At 39.7% G+C, this 17,457-nt stretch carries 16 protein-coding genes and 1 other annotated feature; all 16 genes read left to right on the top strand.

All coding sequences use genetic code 11. The annotated features are described in order from the left end of the window. Positions 1–70: 70 nt before the first annotated feature. The 16 genes from glnA to recQ all read left to right on the top strand — a co-directional run bounded on the left by glnA (position 71) and on the right by recQ (position 17,029). Positions 71–1,399, top strand: a complete 1,329-nt coding sequence (gene glnA, locus DP73_RS06365; RefSeq protein ID WP_034598328.1) for a type I glutamate--ammonia ligase — start codon at positions 71–73, stop codon at positions 1,397–1,399. Positions 1,400–1,431: 32 nt separating this feature from the next. Next, positions 1,432–2,004, top strand: a complete 573-nt coding sequence (locus tag DP73_RS06360) for an ANTAR domain-containing protein (protein ID WP_034598327.1) — start codon at positions 1,432–1,434, stop codon at positions 2,002–2,004. Positions 2,005–2,181: 177 nt separating this feature from the next. Further along, positions 2,182–2,739, top strand: coding sequence for a UbiX family flavin prenyltransferase (locus DP73_RS06355; protein ID WP_034598326.1), 558 nt, complete (start codon positions 2,182–2,184; stop codon positions 2,737–2,739). Positions 2,740–3,425: 686 nt separating this feature from the next. Continuing rightward, the gene (gene serC, locus DP73_RS06350) at positions 3,426–4,508 is read left to right on the top strand and encodes a 3-phosphoserine/phosphohydroxythreonine transaminase (protein WP_034598325.1); all 1,083 of its coding nucleotides are present in this window, start codon (positions 3,426–3,428) and stop codon (positions 4,506–4,508) included. Positions 4,509–4,556: 48 nt separating this feature from the next. Continuing rightward, entirely contained in the window at positions 4,557–5,720 is a 1,164-nt protein-coding gene (locus DP73_RS06345) for a phosphoglycerate dehydrogenase (RefSeq protein WP_034598320.1), read from the top strand. Positions 5,721–5,761: 41 nt separating this feature from the next. Continuing rightward, positions 5,762–7,000 carry a DUF1015 family protein gene (locus tag DP73_RS06340; protein ID WP_034598318.1) on the top strand — a complete coding sequence of 413 codons (1,239 nt, stop codon included), beginning with the start codon at positions 5,762–5,764 and terminating at the stop codon, positions 6,998–7,000. A gap of 282 nt (positions 7,001–7,282) precedes the next feature. Beyond that, positions 7,283–7,680: a binding site (T-box leader), on the top strand. 53 nt (positions 7,681–7,733) lie between these two features. Next, the gene (locus tag DP73_RS06335) at positions 7,734–8,882 is read left to right on the top strand and encodes a bifunctional 3-deoxy-7-phosphoheptulonate synthase/chorismate mutase (protein WP_034598317.1); all 1,149 of its coding nucleotides are present in this window, start codon (positions 7,734–7,736) and stop codon (positions 8,880–8,882) included. Positions 8,883–9,222: 340 nt separating this feature from the next. Continuing rightward, the gene (locus tag DP73_RS06330) at positions 9,223–9,528 is read left to right on the top strand and encodes a DNA-directed RNA polymerase subunit alpha C-terminal domain-containing protein (RefSeq protein ID WP_034598316.1); all 306 of its coding nucleotides are present in this window, start codon (positions 9,223–9,225) and stop codon (positions 9,526–9,528) included. A gap of 150 nt (positions 9,529–9,678) precedes the next feature. Then, positions 9,679–9,891: a hypothetical protein gene (locus tag DP73_RS06325; protein ID WP_034598314.1), complete on the top strand. Its 213-nt coding sequence runs from the start codon at positions 9,679–9,681 to the stop codon at positions 9,889–9,891. Positions 9,892–10,092: 201 nt separating this feature from the next. Next, positions 10,093–10,773, top strand: coding sequence for a GntR family transcriptional regulator (locus tag DP73_RS06320; RefSeq protein WP_034598312.1), 681 nt, complete (start codon positions 10,093–10,095; stop codon positions 10,771–10,773). Positions 10,774–11,001: 228 nt separating this feature from the next. Beyond that, positions 11,002–11,529: a chromate transporter gene (locus DP73_RS06315; RefSeq protein WP_034598311.1), complete on the top strand. Its 528-nt coding sequence runs from the start codon at positions 11,002–11,004 to the stop codon at positions 11,527–11,529. A gap of 86 nt (positions 11,530–11,615) precedes the next feature. Next, a complete protein-coding gene (locus DP73_RS06310; protein WP_034598310.1) occupies positions 11,616–12,161 on the top strand; it encodes a chromate transporter in 546 nt (181 codons plus the stop codon). Between the two features lie 150 nt (positions 12,162–12,311). Beyond that, on the top strand, positions 12,312–12,653 hold the full coding sequence (locus tag DP73_RS06305; protein WP_034598309.1) for an HIT family protein: 342 nt from the start codon (positions 12,312–12,314) through the stop codon (positions 12,651–12,653). Position 12,654: 1 nt separating this feature from the next. Further along, positions 12,655–13,785 (top strand): M20/M25/M40 family metallo-hydrolase, encoded by a 1,131-nt coding sequence (locus DP73_RS06300; protein ID WP_034598308.1) that lies wholly within the window; start codon positions 12,655–12,657, stop codon positions 13,783–13,785. A gap of 295 nt (positions 13,786–14,080) precedes the next feature. Continuing rightward, positions 14,081–14,770: a protein-L-isoaspartate(D-aspartate) O-methyltransferase gene (locus DP73_RS06295; RefSeq protein ID WP_034598307.1), complete on the top strand. Its 690-nt coding sequence runs from the start codon at positions 14,081–14,083 to the stop codon at positions 14,768–14,770. A gap of 78 nt (positions 14,771–14,848) precedes the next feature. Continuing rightward, on the top strand, positions 14,849–17,029 hold the full coding sequence (gene recQ / locus DP73_RS06290; RefSeq protein ID WP_034598306.1) for a DNA helicase RecQ: 2,181 nt from the start codon (positions 14,849–14,851) through the stop codon (positions 17,027–17,029). The last annotated feature ends 428 nt before the right edge of the window (positions 17,030–17,457 follow it).

Genomic DNA, 17,457 nt, shown 5'->3' with positions numbered 1-17,457 from the left:
ATGGGATATAATAAGTCCAAGCCGATATAATTAATCATAACTTTGGCTTTAGGAAAGGAGAGAATCTTAATTGAATTTATCAAAAGAGGAATGTCTCAAGTTTGTGAAAGAAAACGACGTTCGGTTTATTCGACTTCAGTTTACAGATATTTATGGTCGGATGAAGAACATAGCTATCACAGATAAACAGCTTGCTAACGCCTTCCAAAATGGAGTCATGTTTGATGGCTCGGCAGTGGCCGGGTTTTCTGGTATTGAATCATCAGATATGTTTCTTTTTCCAGACCCGAGTACATTTTCGATTATTCCTTGGAGGCCACAACAAGGTAAAGTTGCCAGAATAATTTGCGATATTAAAAACCATGATGGTTCTCAGTTTGAAGGTGATCCCCGTTATATTCTCAAACGAACTATAAAGAAAGCCCAAGATTTGGGATACACTTTTCAGGTTGGCCCGGAATGTGAGTTTTTTATGTTTTATAACGATGATGAAGGCCAACCCACCACAATTACCCATGATTCAGCCAGTTATTGTGATTTAGCACCCATTGACTTGGGTGAAAACACTCGTCGTGAAATTTGCATTGTTTTAGAGGAAATGGGATTTGAAATTGAGACTTCCCATCATGAAACTGCGGCGGGACAACATGAAATCGATTTTAGGTACACTGATGCCCTTACTGCAGCAGATAGCATTATGACTTTTAAAATGGTTGTAAAGATTATTGCTCAGCGCAATGGTTTACATGCCACCTTTATGCCCAAACCACTTCCAGGCGTTAATGGTTCGGGAATGCATATTAATATGTCCTTAACTAAAAATGGTAACAACCTTTTTAGTGGAGGTCAAACTCAATCAGATATATCCGACACGGCTAAGCAGTTTGCCGCCGGGCTCCTAAACCATATCAAAGGGATTACTGCCATCGCTAATCCCCTCATTAACTCCTATAAACGTTTACAACCGGGCTTTGAAGCTCCAGTGCATATTGCCTGGTCTCATATGAACAGGAGCCCATTACTGAGAGTTCCTGCTCCTAGGGGTGAAGGAACCAGACTTGAACTTAGAAGTCCTGACCCCAGCTGCAATCCATATTTTACTTTAGCATTGCTATTGGAAGCGGGGCTTGATGGATTAAACAGAAATTTATCCCTGCCTGATCCGGTTAATGTCAATATTTACACCCTGACAGCTGAACAGGAAGAAAATCTAAAGCTAGAGCGCTTACCTTCAAATTTGTTATTTGCGCTTGAAGAGATGAAGAAAGATCCTCTGATTCAATCGACACTGGGTTCACATGCGTTTAATAAATATCTGACCGCAAAGGTCTTAGAATGGGAAGACTACGATAATTCAGTTCATGCATGGGAAATTGAAAAATATCTAAAGGCCTATTAGAAATAGTTTCCCTGCATAAAGGGGTGATTGTAGTGAGCGCAGGGAGTGTTTTAGTTGTTTGTGGAAAAGCTGAAATGGCGAGCAGCATACAGACAATGCTCGTAAAAGAAGGCTTTTATCCGGTTAGCTGCGCTCAATCAGCCAATGAAGCGCGCAGGAATTTTTTTAGCACGGGATTTGATTTAGTCATTATAAGCACTCCGTTACCCGATGAACAGGGTACAGATTTAGTCTTTGATGCTCATGAGAAAACGTCTGCTGGTATAGTAGTCATTTCAAGGCCGGAACAGCTACTTGACATGCAATGTAGTCTTGAGAAAATAAATGCACTAATTTTGCCAAAGCCCATTAATCGTTTGACACTGCTTCAAACTGCTCGGTTTGCACTCTCAGTACGAAATTCCATGACTCAGCTTATTAACGAGCGGGATAGTTTAAAGAAACGAATGGATGAACGTAAGATACTTGAGCAAGCTAAATGGCTGCTTGTAGAAAAGTTAAATATGAGCGAGCCCCAAGCCTTTCGCCTAATCCAGAAAAGAGCAATGGATTTGCGTCTTTCTCAGGCACTGGTTGCGGAAGAGATTATTAAAAAATATGAATAGATTAGGATACCTAGTAGGATAGCTAGGTATTCTTTTTTGTGTTAATTAGAATGGTTATTGAACAATGTGGAGAGAGAAATAAAACTAGGTATAAAGGATTTCAGTTAAATCAGGAATATGATATTCTTTAGTGGAAAATAGTAATACATAGAGGTATGCATGGGCAGGAGATGAAACATGGAAATTGTTGTAGGAGTTACAGGAGCAACGGGAACAATTTACGCGATAAATTTAATGAGAGCTCTTCGGGAAACTGGGAAAGTGAATGTTCATCTGATAATGAGCGATTGGGCTAAAGAAAACCTGAAAATAGAAACCGACTATTCCTTGAAGGATATGGAAAGCTTGGCTGCTGAAGTCTACGACAATAAGAACTTGGGAGCAAAAACCTCCAGTGGATCCTTTAGGACTGATGGAATGGTTATTTTGCCCTGCAGTATGAAGACGTTGAGTTCGATAGCCAACGGTTATGATGATAATCTTATATCTCGGACAGCAGGCGTGATGCTCAAAGAAGGCAGAACCCTTATCTTGAGTCCAAGAGAGACTCCTCTGAGTCCAATTCATATGGAAAATATGCTTAAATTAGCTAGAATTGGGGTGAGGATTATACCTCCTATGCCTGCTTTCTATAATCATCCTCAAACCATACAAGACATAATAAATCATCATGTTATGAAGATACTTGATCAATTTGGAATTGATTTCGAGAAGGCTAAGCGCTGGCAGGGGTAAGGATTGTATTTTACTGGATGGAGTGTTTTACATATTGATTAGCGGCAGCTTCCTCATTCATAAAGTTTTTTCTTTTCTGGAATCAAAAAGTGGAAAATAAATACTTGACACGGAACCGAGGATCGTTTAGAATCTAAATAATTCAAAACGCAAACAACTAACACAATGAAGGGAAGTCCCCAGCTCCTAGAGTTAAGAGAACTGACGGTTGGTGCAAGTCAGTCTACAGAGTTGAAGGATTCCATCCTGGAGTGGCCAATGATGAATTGTGACGGGTTCCGCCCGATATTGCGGACATAAGTTGGCCGTTTCGGCAACATGGGTGGCAACGCGGGAATAACCTCTCGTCCCTAATTGGGATGAGGGGTTTTGTTTATTTTTAAGCGTTTGTTTCCTGTTGCGACTAAACGGCTGAAACTTGGGTGGCACCGCGGAATTCCCGCCCCAATACTGGGGTGGGTTTTGTTTTTCTCCAGTAAACCAAATTTATACAAATTATCAATATAATTTAAAAGGAGGAATAATTTATAAGTTGTAAAAGATGGTGATTGCGGCTAGGGAATATACGCTCAAATGTAAATCTAACTTAGAAAAGTTTTCTTTGAGGCAATACACCTATTAGATAGCAAAGTAAGCTAATTTGATTTTTTCTAGTTAAAAAAGTAAAAGATAGAGGAGGATTTGATATGTCAAGAATTTATAATTTTTCTGCAGGACCTGCTGTATTACCTGAAGAGGTGTTAAAAGAGGCAGCAGCGGAGATGCTGGATTATAACGGAACGGGCATGTCCGTTATGGAAATGAGTCATCGTTCTAAAGCTTTTGAACAAATTATTACTGAGGCTGAAAAAGACCTTCGAGATCTACTGCAGATTCCTGATAATTACAAGGTCTTATTTCTTCAAGGCGGTGCATCCCAACAGTTTGCCATGATACCTATGAACTTAATGAAAAACAAAGTAGCCGATCACATTAACACTGGGCAATGGGCAAAAAAAGCAATCGCTGAAGGGAAATTATTTGGAAAGATTAATGTTATTGCTTCTTCTGAGGATAAGACCTTTACTTATATTCCCGACTTGAACAACTTAAAGATTTCGGATGACGCTGATTATGTTTATATTTGCCATAACAACACAATATACGGAACTAAGTATCATCAATTACCCGACACTGGGGATAAGGTTCTAGTTGCTGATATGTCTTCGGACATATTATCTGAACCTGTAGATGTTACAAAATATGGACTGATTTTTGCAGGAGTTCAAAAAAATATTGGCCCTGCCGGTGTAGTGGTTGTCATTATCCGTGAAGACTTAATTACTGAGGATGTCCTGCCGGGAACGCCAACCATGCTGCGCTATAAGGTGCATGCTGATAACAAGTCACTGTATAATACCCCTCCGGCTTATGGTATTTATATTTGCGGTAAAGTGTTTAAGTGGATTCAAAACCTAGGCGGACTCGAGGCAATGAAGAAAATCAATGTAGAAAAGGCTTCAATTTTATATGATTATCTTGATTCCAGTAAGCTGTTTCGCGGGACTGTTGTAAAGCAGGATCGCTCATTAATGAATGTTCCTTTTGTCACAGGTTCTGACGAGTTAGATGCTAAATTTATTAAGGAAGCTAAAGCTGCCGGATTTGAAAACCTAAAAGGACATAGAACTGTGGGTGGTATGAGAGCAAGTATTTACAACGCCATGCCCATCGACGGAGTTAAGGCTCTAGTTGCGTTTATGAAGAAGTTTGAAGAAGAAAATTGTTAAAAGCAAATCCATGGTTGGATCAGTAAATATAATTATGAGGTGAAAGAAATGTTTAATGTTAATTGTATCAATAAAATAGCTAATGTTGGTTTAGACCTGTTTACAGATAATTATCAAATGGTGGAGCAATTCAACGATGCCGATGCAGTACTCGTAAGAAGTTCAAGTCTCCATGAATTGGAATTGCCTAGTACCCTAGAAGCTATCGCCAGAGCAGGCGCCGGTGTAAATAACATTCCGTTGGAGAAATGTGCTGAAAACGGAACTGTAGTTTTTAACACTCCGGGTGCAAATGCTAATGGAGTAAAAGAAATTGTCATTGCCTCGCTAATCATTGCCTCAAGGGATATTTTTGGGGGAGTCAACTGGGTGAATTCCTGCAAGGACGATCCGGAGGTAGCTAAACTTGTTGAGAAGAACAAGGCCAAGTTTGCTGGGACAGAAATTAGAGGAAAAAAACTGGGTGTCATAGGATTAGGTGCTATAGGAATTTTAGTTGCTAATGCCTTGAATAAGCTGGACATGGAGGTCTATGGATATGACCCATTCATTTCTGTGGATGCAGCTTGGAACCTTTCAAAATATATCAAACAAGCAAAGTCTTTAGAAGAGATCTACAGAGAATGTGATTTTATTACGGTTCATGTGCCTCTAACCGATTCAACTAAGGGAATGTTTAATAAAGAAACCTTTGCCATGATGAAAGATGGCGTTAAACTATTAAACTTTTCCAGGGATACCTTAGTTATTGATGATGACATTGTTGAAGCCTTGGAGTCGGGAAAGGTTGGCCGCTATGTCACAGATTTTCCAAATCCCAAGGTGTGTGGAGTTAATGGTGTAATTACGGTTCCTCATTTAGGTGCTTCAACGATTGAATCAGAAGATAACTGTGCAGTTATGGCAGTAAAGCAGATAATGGACTACCTGGAAAATGGAAACATCAAGAATTCGGTTAATTATCCCAATTGTGATATGGGAGTATGCAACCAGGTTGGACGTATAGCCATTAATCACAGAAACATACCGAACATGCTCAGTCAATTTACCTCAACCGTTGCTAAAGAAAACATCAATATCCCGGACATGATTAATAAAAGCAAAGGAAAGTATGCCTATACTATTCTGGATATTGAATCTCCTGCCACTCCAGAACTAGCAAATAAGATAAAGGAAATTGACGGAGTCTTAAAGGTTAGAATCATTAAGTAGTAAATTGAGTGTTAAGAAGTTTATGAATTGGAGGTTAAGCTTTGGCAACAGTCAGACCATTTAAAGCCCTTAGGCCTAAAGAAGAAGTGGCAAACAAAGTAGCGGCACTGCCCTATGATGTATTTAATCGAGAAGAGGCTTTGCAGGAAGTATTGAAGGAGCCTTTATCCTTTTTGAAAGTTGATAGAGCTGAGACCCAATTTCCTGAGAGTTTTAACCCTTACGATATCCAGGTTTATGAGAAAGCCAGAGATATTCTTCAAGACATGATAAGCCAAGGCATCTTAATTAAGGAAGCTCAGAATTGTTATTATGCCTACGAACTAACTATGGCAGGACGTACCCAAACTGGTTTAGTGGGATGCGCCTCCATTGATGACTACCTTACTAATGTTATAAAAAAACATGAGAAAACCAGAGAAGACAAAGAGATCGATCGAATAAATCATGTGGATATTTGTGCTGCCCATACCGGACCTATCTTCTTAGCCTATCGTGCTCAAGAAACTATCAACACTGTGATCGAAAGAATAAAACAGGAAAAATCCATCTATGATTTTGTTGCAACCGATGGAGTTGGGCATAGAGTGTGGAGAATTGCGAACCAAGACGACATGGAAACAATCTCCACTGAGTTTAAAAACATAGAAAGTATCTATATTGCAGATGGACACCACAGAACAGCTTCAGCAGTGAAAGTTGGCTTGAAAAGACGGGCCGACAATCCTAACTATACGGGAGACGAAGAATTCAACTATTTCCTTTCTGTTCTTTTTCCCCATGACCAATTAATGATTTTAGATTATAATCGAGTTGTGAAAGATTTAAATGGTCTTAGTAAAGAAGATTTTCTAACTAAGGTAGCAAAAAACTTCATCGTTGAAGAGCTTGGAACAGAACCCTATAAGCCGGAGACAAAGGCTGTATTCGGAATGTACCTAGAAGAAGTATGGTATAAGCTGACGGCAAAGGATGAGATCCGTTCTGTCAATCCTGTCGAGGGACTTGATGTGGCAATGCTTCAAAATTTTTTATTAATTCCCATTCTTAATATTAAAGACATAAGAACTGACAAAAGAATCGACTTTGTCGGTGGAATAAGAGGACTTAAAGAACTTGAGAAACGAGTAAGCACTGATATGAAGCTTGCCTTTGCCATGTTTCCAACTTCAATTAATGAATTGTTTGAAGTATCCGATGCTGGTGAGTTAATGCCGCCAAAATCTACTTGGTTTGAACCAAAGCTTAGAAGCGGATTGTTCATTCATGAGCTGAGTTAAGTATTATTGGCAGAGGAAAAGTATTTTTGAATCCATGTATAAACCTTCACTCAATTGGATATGCTAGTTGGTGAGATGAAATTCATGGCAAATTCAGACTGATAGACAAGTTATATTACTGCCTTGGCATTGTTACAATCGCTACAGCCTTATTGGCTTGGTCCAAATCCTAAGTAGAACGTGAATAAGTCATCTGACAGAGTCCAAAATGGGCTCTGTTTTTTATTTAGTAACTAGTTGACAAAACTAGTCAGCGTGTTATAATTAGTTTCAATTAAATCATTAAAGGCTATGACGGAGTAAAGTAACCTATTTATTACCTTTCAGGGAGGAAGAGTCTCGACTGTAAGCTCTTCTATGTGTAGTGATAGATGAAGTTCCCTCCCGAGCTGCCGGCTGAACGTTTTATATAGTAGGCTTGGACGGTTCTTCACCGTTAACAAGAAGGGGGTATCGGATATCAATTCCCGTACCTTTGTCGAGTGGCCTTTTTGGCTTAAGTTGGGTGGTAACGCGAGATACAGCATCTCGTCCCTGCAGAGGGATGAGATGCTTTTTATTTTGCTAACCTTGCATATTCGACAAACACGAGTATTTGATAGACCTGTACCTTTTGATGAGTGGGCCAATTTTGGTCAAAATGGGTGGTAACGCGGAAGTCCACGGCTTTCGTCCCTGTGGAAGGGATGTGCCGTGGACTTTTTTAATTTAAATATTTAGGAGGCTTTTTATTATGAAAGATTTAAGATTAGCAGGGTTAAAGGCAGAGCGCAGCACTATAGAGATTAATGGAGTGACCATAGGAGGCAAAGAAATAATCCTGATCGGTGGACCTTGTGCTGTAGAATCAAGCATCCAAATGAGCCAATCGGCGGAGACCGTAAAAAAAGCGGGAGGGAAAATCCTGCGTGGTGGAGTATTCAAACCTCGTACCTCTCCCTATAGCTTCCAAGGCCTAGGGCGAGAGGGGCTTAATTATTTAGTGCAGGCAGCTAAGGAACAAGGCTTGCTCTGTGTAACAGAAGTAATAGATGCTCCAAGTCTTGAATTAGTGGTCAATGATATTGATATTATCCAAATAGGCGCTCGTAATATGCAAAACTTTGAGTTGTTGAAAATGGCGGGTAAAATTAATAAACCAATAATCCTGAAACGGGGATTATCAGCAACAATTGAGGAATGGCTGTATGCAGCTGAATATATCCTATCCTCAGGTAACCCTAATGTCATCCTTTGTGAAAGGGGAATTCGAACTTATGAACCCAGTACAAGAAACACCCTTGATCTCAGTGCTGTTGGAGTTGCTAAGGAGCTTTCCCATCTTCCGGTGATTGTTGATCCAAGCCATGCAGCAGGGAGAAGAGATTTGATTGCTTCCTTGTCTAAGGCAGCAATTGCCTCTGGAGCAGACGGTCTGTTGATTGAGATGCATCCAAATCCTGCAGAGGCTGTCAGTGATGGGCCTCAATCCCTACACCCCGAGCAACTCATCCAGTTAGCTGGAGAATTAGGAGTCGTGGCGGAAGCAGTTAATAGAATCTTTGCCGGTGAAAGAAATTGTGAAGAAGAGACTCTTGATTCTTTGCGAGGACAAATTGACAACATTGATCAAGAAATTATCGAGCGTTTAGCTGCTCGCATGGAGATAGTAAGTAAAGTCGCAGATCAAAAACGTTTGGATAGAGTGAAGGACAGTTCTCGAGAGAAGGAAGTGATTCAAAGATTGACTGCTCTTGGCAATGAATTAAAACTTCCGTCAGAACTGGTTAAGAAGATCTACCCAATAATTTTTGATGTAGCAGTTCAATCTCAAATTAGACAAAAATTGGTTAGAGAGAAGGAAGGAGACCTTTCCCTTGTTTCCCCTTTAGTGAGCAAATAGCGGCTTACTAGGCTAGAAATTAGTTAGCTAAATTAATTATACGAGGAGTAGTATAATCATAGCTCTGTTGCATCACCCTTATTTTATCTAAAAGTAATCTTTGCAGCAATCATTTAAAAGATCTCTAGAAAATTTGATTTCTAGAGGTCTTTTAGTTTGGCGATTGTAGTTTACCCTGATACAGTTTTGGAATAAAAATAATTGATTATGTCAATACGTATTAGCTATAGACATAGTGGGAGGGCAATGCTAGACTTTAATTGACTAAAAGAATCACAAAGGGATGTGAGTACTGAAGTTGGTAAGAAGTAAATTTATGAAAAAGAGGGGAGGATGCAACATGATCCTAGAAACGCAAATTACAATATATGTATGTTCTCTTTGTCAGAGAACATACAAACTGAAGGAAGATGCTAAAAAATGTGAATACCTCTGTTCCAAATTACTTGAGTCCCCTGATATATCTGTATTAGGCTTAACCTCTAGGACTTACAATCTTCTTAAAATTGCTGGCATAGATACACTCGATGAGTTGCGTGAGACAACAGACAGTCAATTACTGAACTTAAAACGCTTTGGACAAGGTGCATTAAATGAGTTGCATCAAAAGTTGCAACGTTATGAGGCTAAACTTAAGAATCATTGAGCGGTTAAGTTAACTGAAAATTAATCAATTACAACTATTATTGAATAATACCACTGCCTGTTGGTGAGTGAAATATTAGTGTGAGGAAAATTGCAGTTTTCAGCTTTATGCGCCTTCTAGAATACTGATTCATGGAATGGGGGGATGTCTATGAACCAACAATATTATGAAACTCAAACGGATTTTTCGCCTTTTTACAAACAACGATTTCAGGTTGGTGACCGGGTGGAGACTTGTAGTCATTGTCTTGGAACCGTGATACGAATTGAATGCGATGAAATGGGACTCTTTATAATAGTTCGCTTAGATATTCTACAGGAGGAATTTGCCTATGATCCCTATGATTTAGAAATAATCCAATAACAAATATCCCTATTGGAAAGGTTGAAATGAAAGTTGGAAAATAGCATGCTTGAGCAGATAAGCAAACTGTATCATTCAAGATACAGTTTGCTTAATTTTTTACGCTTGGTATTTGGTATACCATTTAACTTGCGTCTTAGGTGTCTACAGAATTATAATTGCCTTAACTGGAAGTTTAAAAACATAAAGGGGAGAAGGAAAGTGGCGTATCATTTTTCACCCATTAAGATAGATAATAAAGGTCATATAAGAGATTCGGTGTTTGCGATTTTGAGGAATGCAATCTTAGATAAAAAACTGGAACCGGGTCAGAAATTGGTAGAACGTACTATTGCAGAACAACTAGGAATTAGCAGAACTCCTGTTCGTGAAGCAATTAATCAACTTGTCTTAGAAAGGTTGGTAACACATATCCCGCGTAAAGGGGTAGTAGTTTCTGGTTTCTCCAAAGCAGATATTATTGAGATTCTTGCTATTAGGACTTCGTTAGAAGCGCTTATTTGTAGTATTGCAGCAACAAAGATTAAACCCCGGGATTTAAAACGATTAGAATCTTTAGCAAAGCAAATTACTGAAGAACATGGTAAGGGTAATTTCAAAAAATCTAACCAATTAAATGATAAATTTCATGAGATAATTTATAAGGCTGCTGAAAGTCCAAGAGTTTACAGTTTTCTTTATACTTTGCACGAGTATATTACCAAGTTCACTCAACTGGCATATTCAAAACCTGGTCGATCAGAAGAAGTTTGGGTGGAACATAATGAAATAATTGAGGCACTAGGCAGACATGATAGTTCTCAAGCTGAGATTGTAGCGAAACGACATGCCGAGAATTCGAGTAGAGCATTCTTACAAATGGCTTACTGGGAAAAAGATTAGTTGATCCAATTATGCTTATAAGCCCTCTGGGAAAGTTGTTCTTGGCAGTTGTTTTAGAATAATTAAATCAAATTATGCCCAAATAATTTGGTATACAAAAATTAATGATTTGGTATACCAAAGCTATTGAATTTGAGAAGTTGAGGTAATATACTTACCTTAAGAAAGCTTATGATATCTGTCTGTGAGAGATTCTTAGACTAGACCCAAGAAAGAAGGGAGAGCACAATGTTATCACAACTTTGGGATCTTTTAATTGCCTTTGCTAGAGCCAGCAATTTGGGCTTCGGAGGTGGTCCGGCGGTGATTCCACTTATTAAAATCGAAGTCGTGGAAAGGTACCACTGGATGACTAATTCGGAATTCACGGATGCTCTTGCCGTTGGAAATGCCTTACCGGGACCCATCGCTACAAAACTGGCAGGTTATGTAGGCTACCAAGAGGCCGGATGGTTAGGAGCCTTGGTGGCAAATATTGGTGTAATTCTACCGACTTCACTTGCTGTAATTTTGCTGGCCCGTTTCTTGATGAAATATTCCAATTCTCCAGTTTTAAAAGGAATGCTCAAGGGTGTTCGTCCTGTTGTCGTAGTTTTGATAGCTCAAACCGCATTAGATATGGGTATAGGCTCTTTTCCTAATTTAACAACTTGGGGGATTGCTTTAGCTACAGTTGTTTCATTATTCTGGTTGAAGCTGCACCCTGCACTAATCATTGTAATTTCTATGCTATTTGGATTAGTTGTTTTCCGCTAAAATCTGTTGGTTTAAACTACAGCAATTATTTTACATCGTATAACATAATTACTTGCTAAAAATCTGGAATACAAGGTGGTGCTTTCATGCTTAGAAAATTATGGGACCTATTTATTGGTTTTACTCGTGCTTCAAACTTAGGGTTTGGAGGAGGTCCTTCACTAATACCGCTGGTTAAAGCGGAGGCAGTTGATCGTTATCATTGGATGGATAACGAAGAATTTGCCGACGCACTCGCTATTGGCAATGCGTTGCCGGGACCCATCGCTACAAAAATGGCAGCTTATACCGGTTATAAGGTTGCAGGTTGGTTAGGTGCTTTAGCGGCAACAATTGGAACGGTTGCCCCTACGGTAATTGTAGTAGTTCTTTTGGGAAGTCTGATTATTAAATACTCCCATTCTCCTGAGCTGCAGGCTATGCTTATGGCAGTCCGCCCTGTGGTAGTTGTTCTTGTTGCAGAAACTGCTTATGACATGGGCAAGAAAGCTTTTCCATCAAACAGTACCTGGGGAATCGCTGTTGTAACTATAGCCCTGCTATATTTAGTGAATATTCATCCTGCCTTTATTATCCTAGCCTCGATGCTTTTCGGCTGGCTAATTTATGGAAGGGCGAAAAAGACAAGCTAGTAAGCCCAAGCAGTCATAGGGAATTTGACACCCACTTTGAGTGGGTGTTTTGCATTTAAACTGGAAGTTCACTTGACTTTAAGTGGAAAACAGGCAAAATTAACATAATAGACCATTTAGCTTAGGGACGTAGAAATAGGGGGGATATTAATGAATGAATGTGTATTTTGTACACTGCCAGCAGAAGTTAATCTTGTTGAGAATGACCTTGTGCGGGCATTTTATGACAAATACCCTGTAAGTGAAGGACATGTATTAATCGTTCCCAAAAATCATGCTTCAAGTTTCTTTGATGCCACGGCTGAGGAGATGGCAAGTGTTGGTGAACTGCTTAAGAGAGTAAAAGAGTTGTTAGATAAGCGCTTTCATCCTGATGGTTATAATATTGGAGCAAATGTAGGAAGTACGGCGGGCCAAACCGTGTTTCATTGGCATATACATGTAATCCCGAGATATAATGGAGATATTGGTACTGTGAGGTGGCATACATAAAATGGTTAATCGGGAAAGATTATTGGCAGAGTTTTTCGAACTCATAAAAATTGATTCTCCTACTAAGAATGAACGCCAAATCGCCGACATACTTAAAAGTCGCCTGGTTGGTTTAGGTATGGAAGTAACAGAAGATGAGGCAGGTCAAAAAGCTGGAGGGAATTGTGGCAATGTCTTTGCCTACCTAAAGGGTAATCTTCCAAAAGCACCCGTGATTTTGTTGTCTGCCCATATGGACACAGTGGATCCCTGCCTTAACATTGAGCCGATAATGAAAGATGGAATAATCAGCTCAGCCGGAGCAACAATCTTAGGAGCCGATGACAAATCCGGGATAGCTCCTATTTTAGAAGTGCTAAGGACGATCCAAGAGCAAAATATTCCCCATGGCGATATCCAGGTTATTTTTAGTGTTGCTGAAGAAGGGGGTCTCAACGGGGTCAAACATCTGGATAGAACCCTCTTGAAAGCTGACCTGGGATTTGTCATGGATTGTGTCGGAGGACCGGGCGAAATAATTCTTGCAGCTCCGGGTCAAGATCGTATTAATGTAGTTATTAAAGGCAGGGCTGCTCATGCTGGTTTTGCTCCTGAAGAAGGGGTCAGCTCGATCGTTGTTGCAGCTAAGGCCATCGCTAGCATGACAACCGGCAGGATTGATGAAGAAACAACAGCGAATATTGGAACTATTGAGGGTGGCAGAGCAACGAATATAGTTCCAGACGAAGTGGTTATTGCCTGTGAAGCTAGAAGTAGAGATTTGACAAAGCTAGAGATCCAAACTAATAGAATGTGTAATGCCTTTCAACGTTGTGCCGAAGAAATGGGTGCAGCTGCTGAAATTGAAGTTATCCGATTATATGAACCATTTACTTTAACTGAGGAATCTCAAGTGGTAGTTATTGCCAGTCAGGCTACTAAGTCTGCAGGATTAAAAGTCGTCACGGGGGTAACTGGTGGCGGCAGTGATGCTAACTACTATAACCGTTATGGTGTACCTTGTGCTGTTTTAGGGACGGGAATGCAAAAGCCTCATACCACCGAGGAGTCAATTAAAGAAGAAGACTTGTATAGAACGGCAGATCTGCTGATAGAAATTATTAAGATTGTGGGAACTACTGAAAAGTCCTAGAATGAATGTTAAAATAAATTCAATATTGGTTTTAGAGAGGTGGAAATTAACTCTTTGATTAAAATCTAAGGGTTTACTGACAAAAAGGCTTATCCTGTGATAGGCCTTTTTGTATTGGAATAATACAGCTTTATTTGGATTGTTTGATTTAAAATGTCCTAACTCTTTTGCGCAATGAAAAGTATAGAAGTCAAGAGAAAACTCAAATGGGAATATCCTTGAGTTTTATTTTGATTTTATAATTTAAGATACTCATCTTGGATAGAATAACAAAAACAGAAAAAAGGTGAGTAATTTGAATAAAGAATATAGTATAGATGCCTATTCAGAGCGTCGGGCTGAACGTGAGTGGATGGTTCATACGCAGCTCCTGAGTCGAGACATAACAGACGAGACTGTTATTAATAGCATGTCTTTGGTTCCTAGGCACAAATTTGTCAGAGAGGATAAACAAGACTTAGCCTATTATGATACTCCACTTGAAATAGATTCTGGACAGACAATTAGTCAGCCGTATATTGTTGCTCTAATGGCTCAGGCGTTAAAGTTAAAAGCAAGTGATCGAGTTTTGGAAATAGGAACAGGTTCTGGCTATTCAGCGGCAATATTATCTCGAATTGCCTTGAGGGTCTATACAATAGAACGGCATCAAGTACTTGCAAGCCTGGCAGAGGAACGATTTAGAAAACAAGGGTATAAGAATATTGAAGTAAGAATTGGGGATGGGACTCTGGGGTGGCAAGAGAGGGCACCCTTTGATGCTATCTTAGTTACTGCAGGAGGGCCTGTTATTCCGGATCCTTTGCTGGATCAACTAGCTGTCGGAGGCCGCTTGGTGATTCCGGTTGGGGAGAGGGGAGAGCAAAGTTTATTACGTGTGAAGAAAACAATGTCCGGTAAATTGATAACTGAAGATCTGGGAGGAGTACGTTTTGTTCCGCTAATTGGAATGGGGGGATGGGATGAAAGAATAAAGAATAGTTAGTCCCCCCTCTAGGCTTAATTTTTTGTTATAATGAGGACAGCTTATAAAGTAGATAACTTTAAGGAGATGTTCATTATTATGATTAAGCAGGCCTTGGAGGTATTGCAAAGGTATTTCGGGTTTACTCAATTTCGAGATGGCCAGCAAAAAGTGATTGGAAGTTTACTCCAGGGCTTAGATACTCTAGCCATTATGCCGACAGGAGCGGGAAAGTCACTCGCTTATCAGATACCAGCCCTATTGTTCAAAGGGACGACTCTGGTAATCTCTCCTCTGATTTCTCTAATGAAAGATCAGGTTGATGCCCTTTTACAATATGGGGTTCCCGCGACGTTTATTAATAGTTCACTTTCTCTTAATGAAGTAAGGTCACGGATTGACGGGGTAGCCCGGGGTAAATATAAGCTTTTGTATATAGCCCCTGAACGATTAGAGTCGGATAGTTTCCGAAGTCTTTTAGAATCGTTGCAGGTCTCCTTCCTGGTAATCGATGAGGCTCATTGTGTTTCCCAGTGGGGCCATGATTTTAGGCCCAGCTACCTTCATTTGGGGCCATTCCTTAAGTCCCTCCCCCAAAAACCAATCATTGGTGCTTTTACAGCAACAGCAACTGAGGAAGTTCAGGCGGATATTGTCCGATTATTAGAGCTAGACAAACCTAGTATATTTGTTACAGGATTTGATCGTCCAAATCTGATGTTCTCTACCTTTAGAGGAGAAAACAAGAAGGAATTTGTGCTTGATTATACAAAAGCGCACGTTGACCAACCTGGAATTATTTATGCCGCGACACGCAAAGAGGTAGATAATCTTCAAAGTTTTTTGGCGAAAAGCGGTTTGAAAGTGGGTAAATATCATGCTGGTATGAGTGACCCAGACCGCCAAAAAACCCAGGAGGATTTCCTCTTTGATGAGATAACCGTCATGGTGGCTACAAATGCCTTTGGAATGGGAATTGATAAATCCAATGTACGATATGTAATTCACTACAATATGCCTAAAAACATGGAAGCATACTATCAAGAGGCAGGTCGGGCAGGGCGAGATGGAGAACCAGGAGAGTGCCTTTTATTGTTTTCTCCTCAGGATGTTGTATTGCAAAGATTCTTGATTGAACAGACAGTCTTTCAGCCAGAACGAAAAATGAATGAGTTAAAGAAGCTTCAAGGTATGGTTGATTACTGCCATTCCCCTAGGTGTCTGCGCAAAACAATTTTAGAGTATTTTGGGGAAGAAAATGTACAAGCTAAATGTGATAATTGTAGTAATTGTAACGATGAGCGTGAAATTGTAGATATTACCTTGGAAGCTCAAAAAATATTCTCGTGCATTTATCGCATGCGAGAACGGTTCGGCATAGGAATGGTTGCAGACGTTTTGAAAGGCTCTCGAAAAGCTAAGATACGAGAACTTCGCTTTGATGAACTATCAACATATGGCCTTATGCATAAAGTTCCCTTGCAAGAGATTAAGGATCTCATCAACTATTTAGTTGCAGAGGGATATTTGCAATTATCTAATGGAGAATACCCAGTCGTAAAACTTCAGCCTAATGCAGCTTCGGTCTTAAAAGGAGAAGCGAAAGTATCTCGGAAAATAACGCAAAAACCGTTACGTGTTGAAAGCGAAGAGGTTAGTCTGTTTGAAAAACTACGTGAACTCCGCAGAGAAATAGCTATTCGAGAAAATCTCCCCCCATATCTGATTTTTGCAGACAGTACCTTAAGAGAAATGGCTCAAATTTGTCCAAAGGATCACAGGGCAATGATTAGTGTTAGTGGAGTTGGGGAGCGGAAATTAGAAAAATACGGGGACGAATTTTTAGAAGTGATTAAGAAGTTTTTTGGAGATACAGCAGTTGATACAAATGAAGGCTCTCCTGAAAAATGTGTTAGCACTAAGTGTTTGGCTCAACAAGATAAGAGTAATCCTGAGATTGCCGCTAATACGAAAGCCTCCAGTCATCTTCAAACATTCCTAATGTATCAAGAAGGGCATTCGTTAGAAGCTATTGCGAAAATCAGGAATGTTACTCCTATTACAGTTCAGAATCATTTTGTGCGCTGCAGTTTGGATGGACATGATGTGCCCTGGGATGATTTTATTCCTAAAGAGCAAGAAGTGCATATCTTAGAAGCAATCCGACAAGTAGGAGGAGAAAAGTTACGACCTATTAAAGATCTCCTTCCTGATGAGGTGGAGTGGTTTACAATTCGGGCAGTCTTAGAAAAGCATAAAATAATTGATAGCAAAGAATAGACGGGGGAAATTTCTTTTGGTTAATTCGACATTATTTATTATTAACGTCTGGAACCCTGCTCCATTAAGGTAGCGGGTTCTCGGAAACAGTAATAAATGTCGAAAAAAGCATTGACCCTTACTTGGAAATATGGTAATATAACAAATGTCGCTCACGAGAGTTAAATCTTAGGTGATGAGACAGCGAAAAAGAGAAAAAAACTTGTTGACAGCGATTGCTGAAAATGGTATTATAACTGAGTGCCGCAACGAAGGGTTATCAACAACGGGTGAGCTCGTAATTATAACTCGAAACAATAGTATTAACAACAAGTGCTAGAAGTACTTAGTTATAAGTTATGGCCAAATCCTGATCTTTGAAAACTAAACAACAAGGACAGCCAATGAGAGAAACTCGCAAGAGTTTCAAAAATAAATCATGAGTCAAT

Origin of the sequence: Desulfosporosinus sp. HMP52, assembly GCF_000765145.1 — a bacterium.
Classification (GTDB): domain Bacteria; phylum Bacillota; class Desulfitobacteriia; order Desulfitobacteriales; family Desulfitobacteriaceae; genus Desulfosporosinus.
The sequence above is the reverse complement of the archived record's forward strand: the minus strand, read 5'-3'. Positions and strand labels throughout refer to the sequence as shown.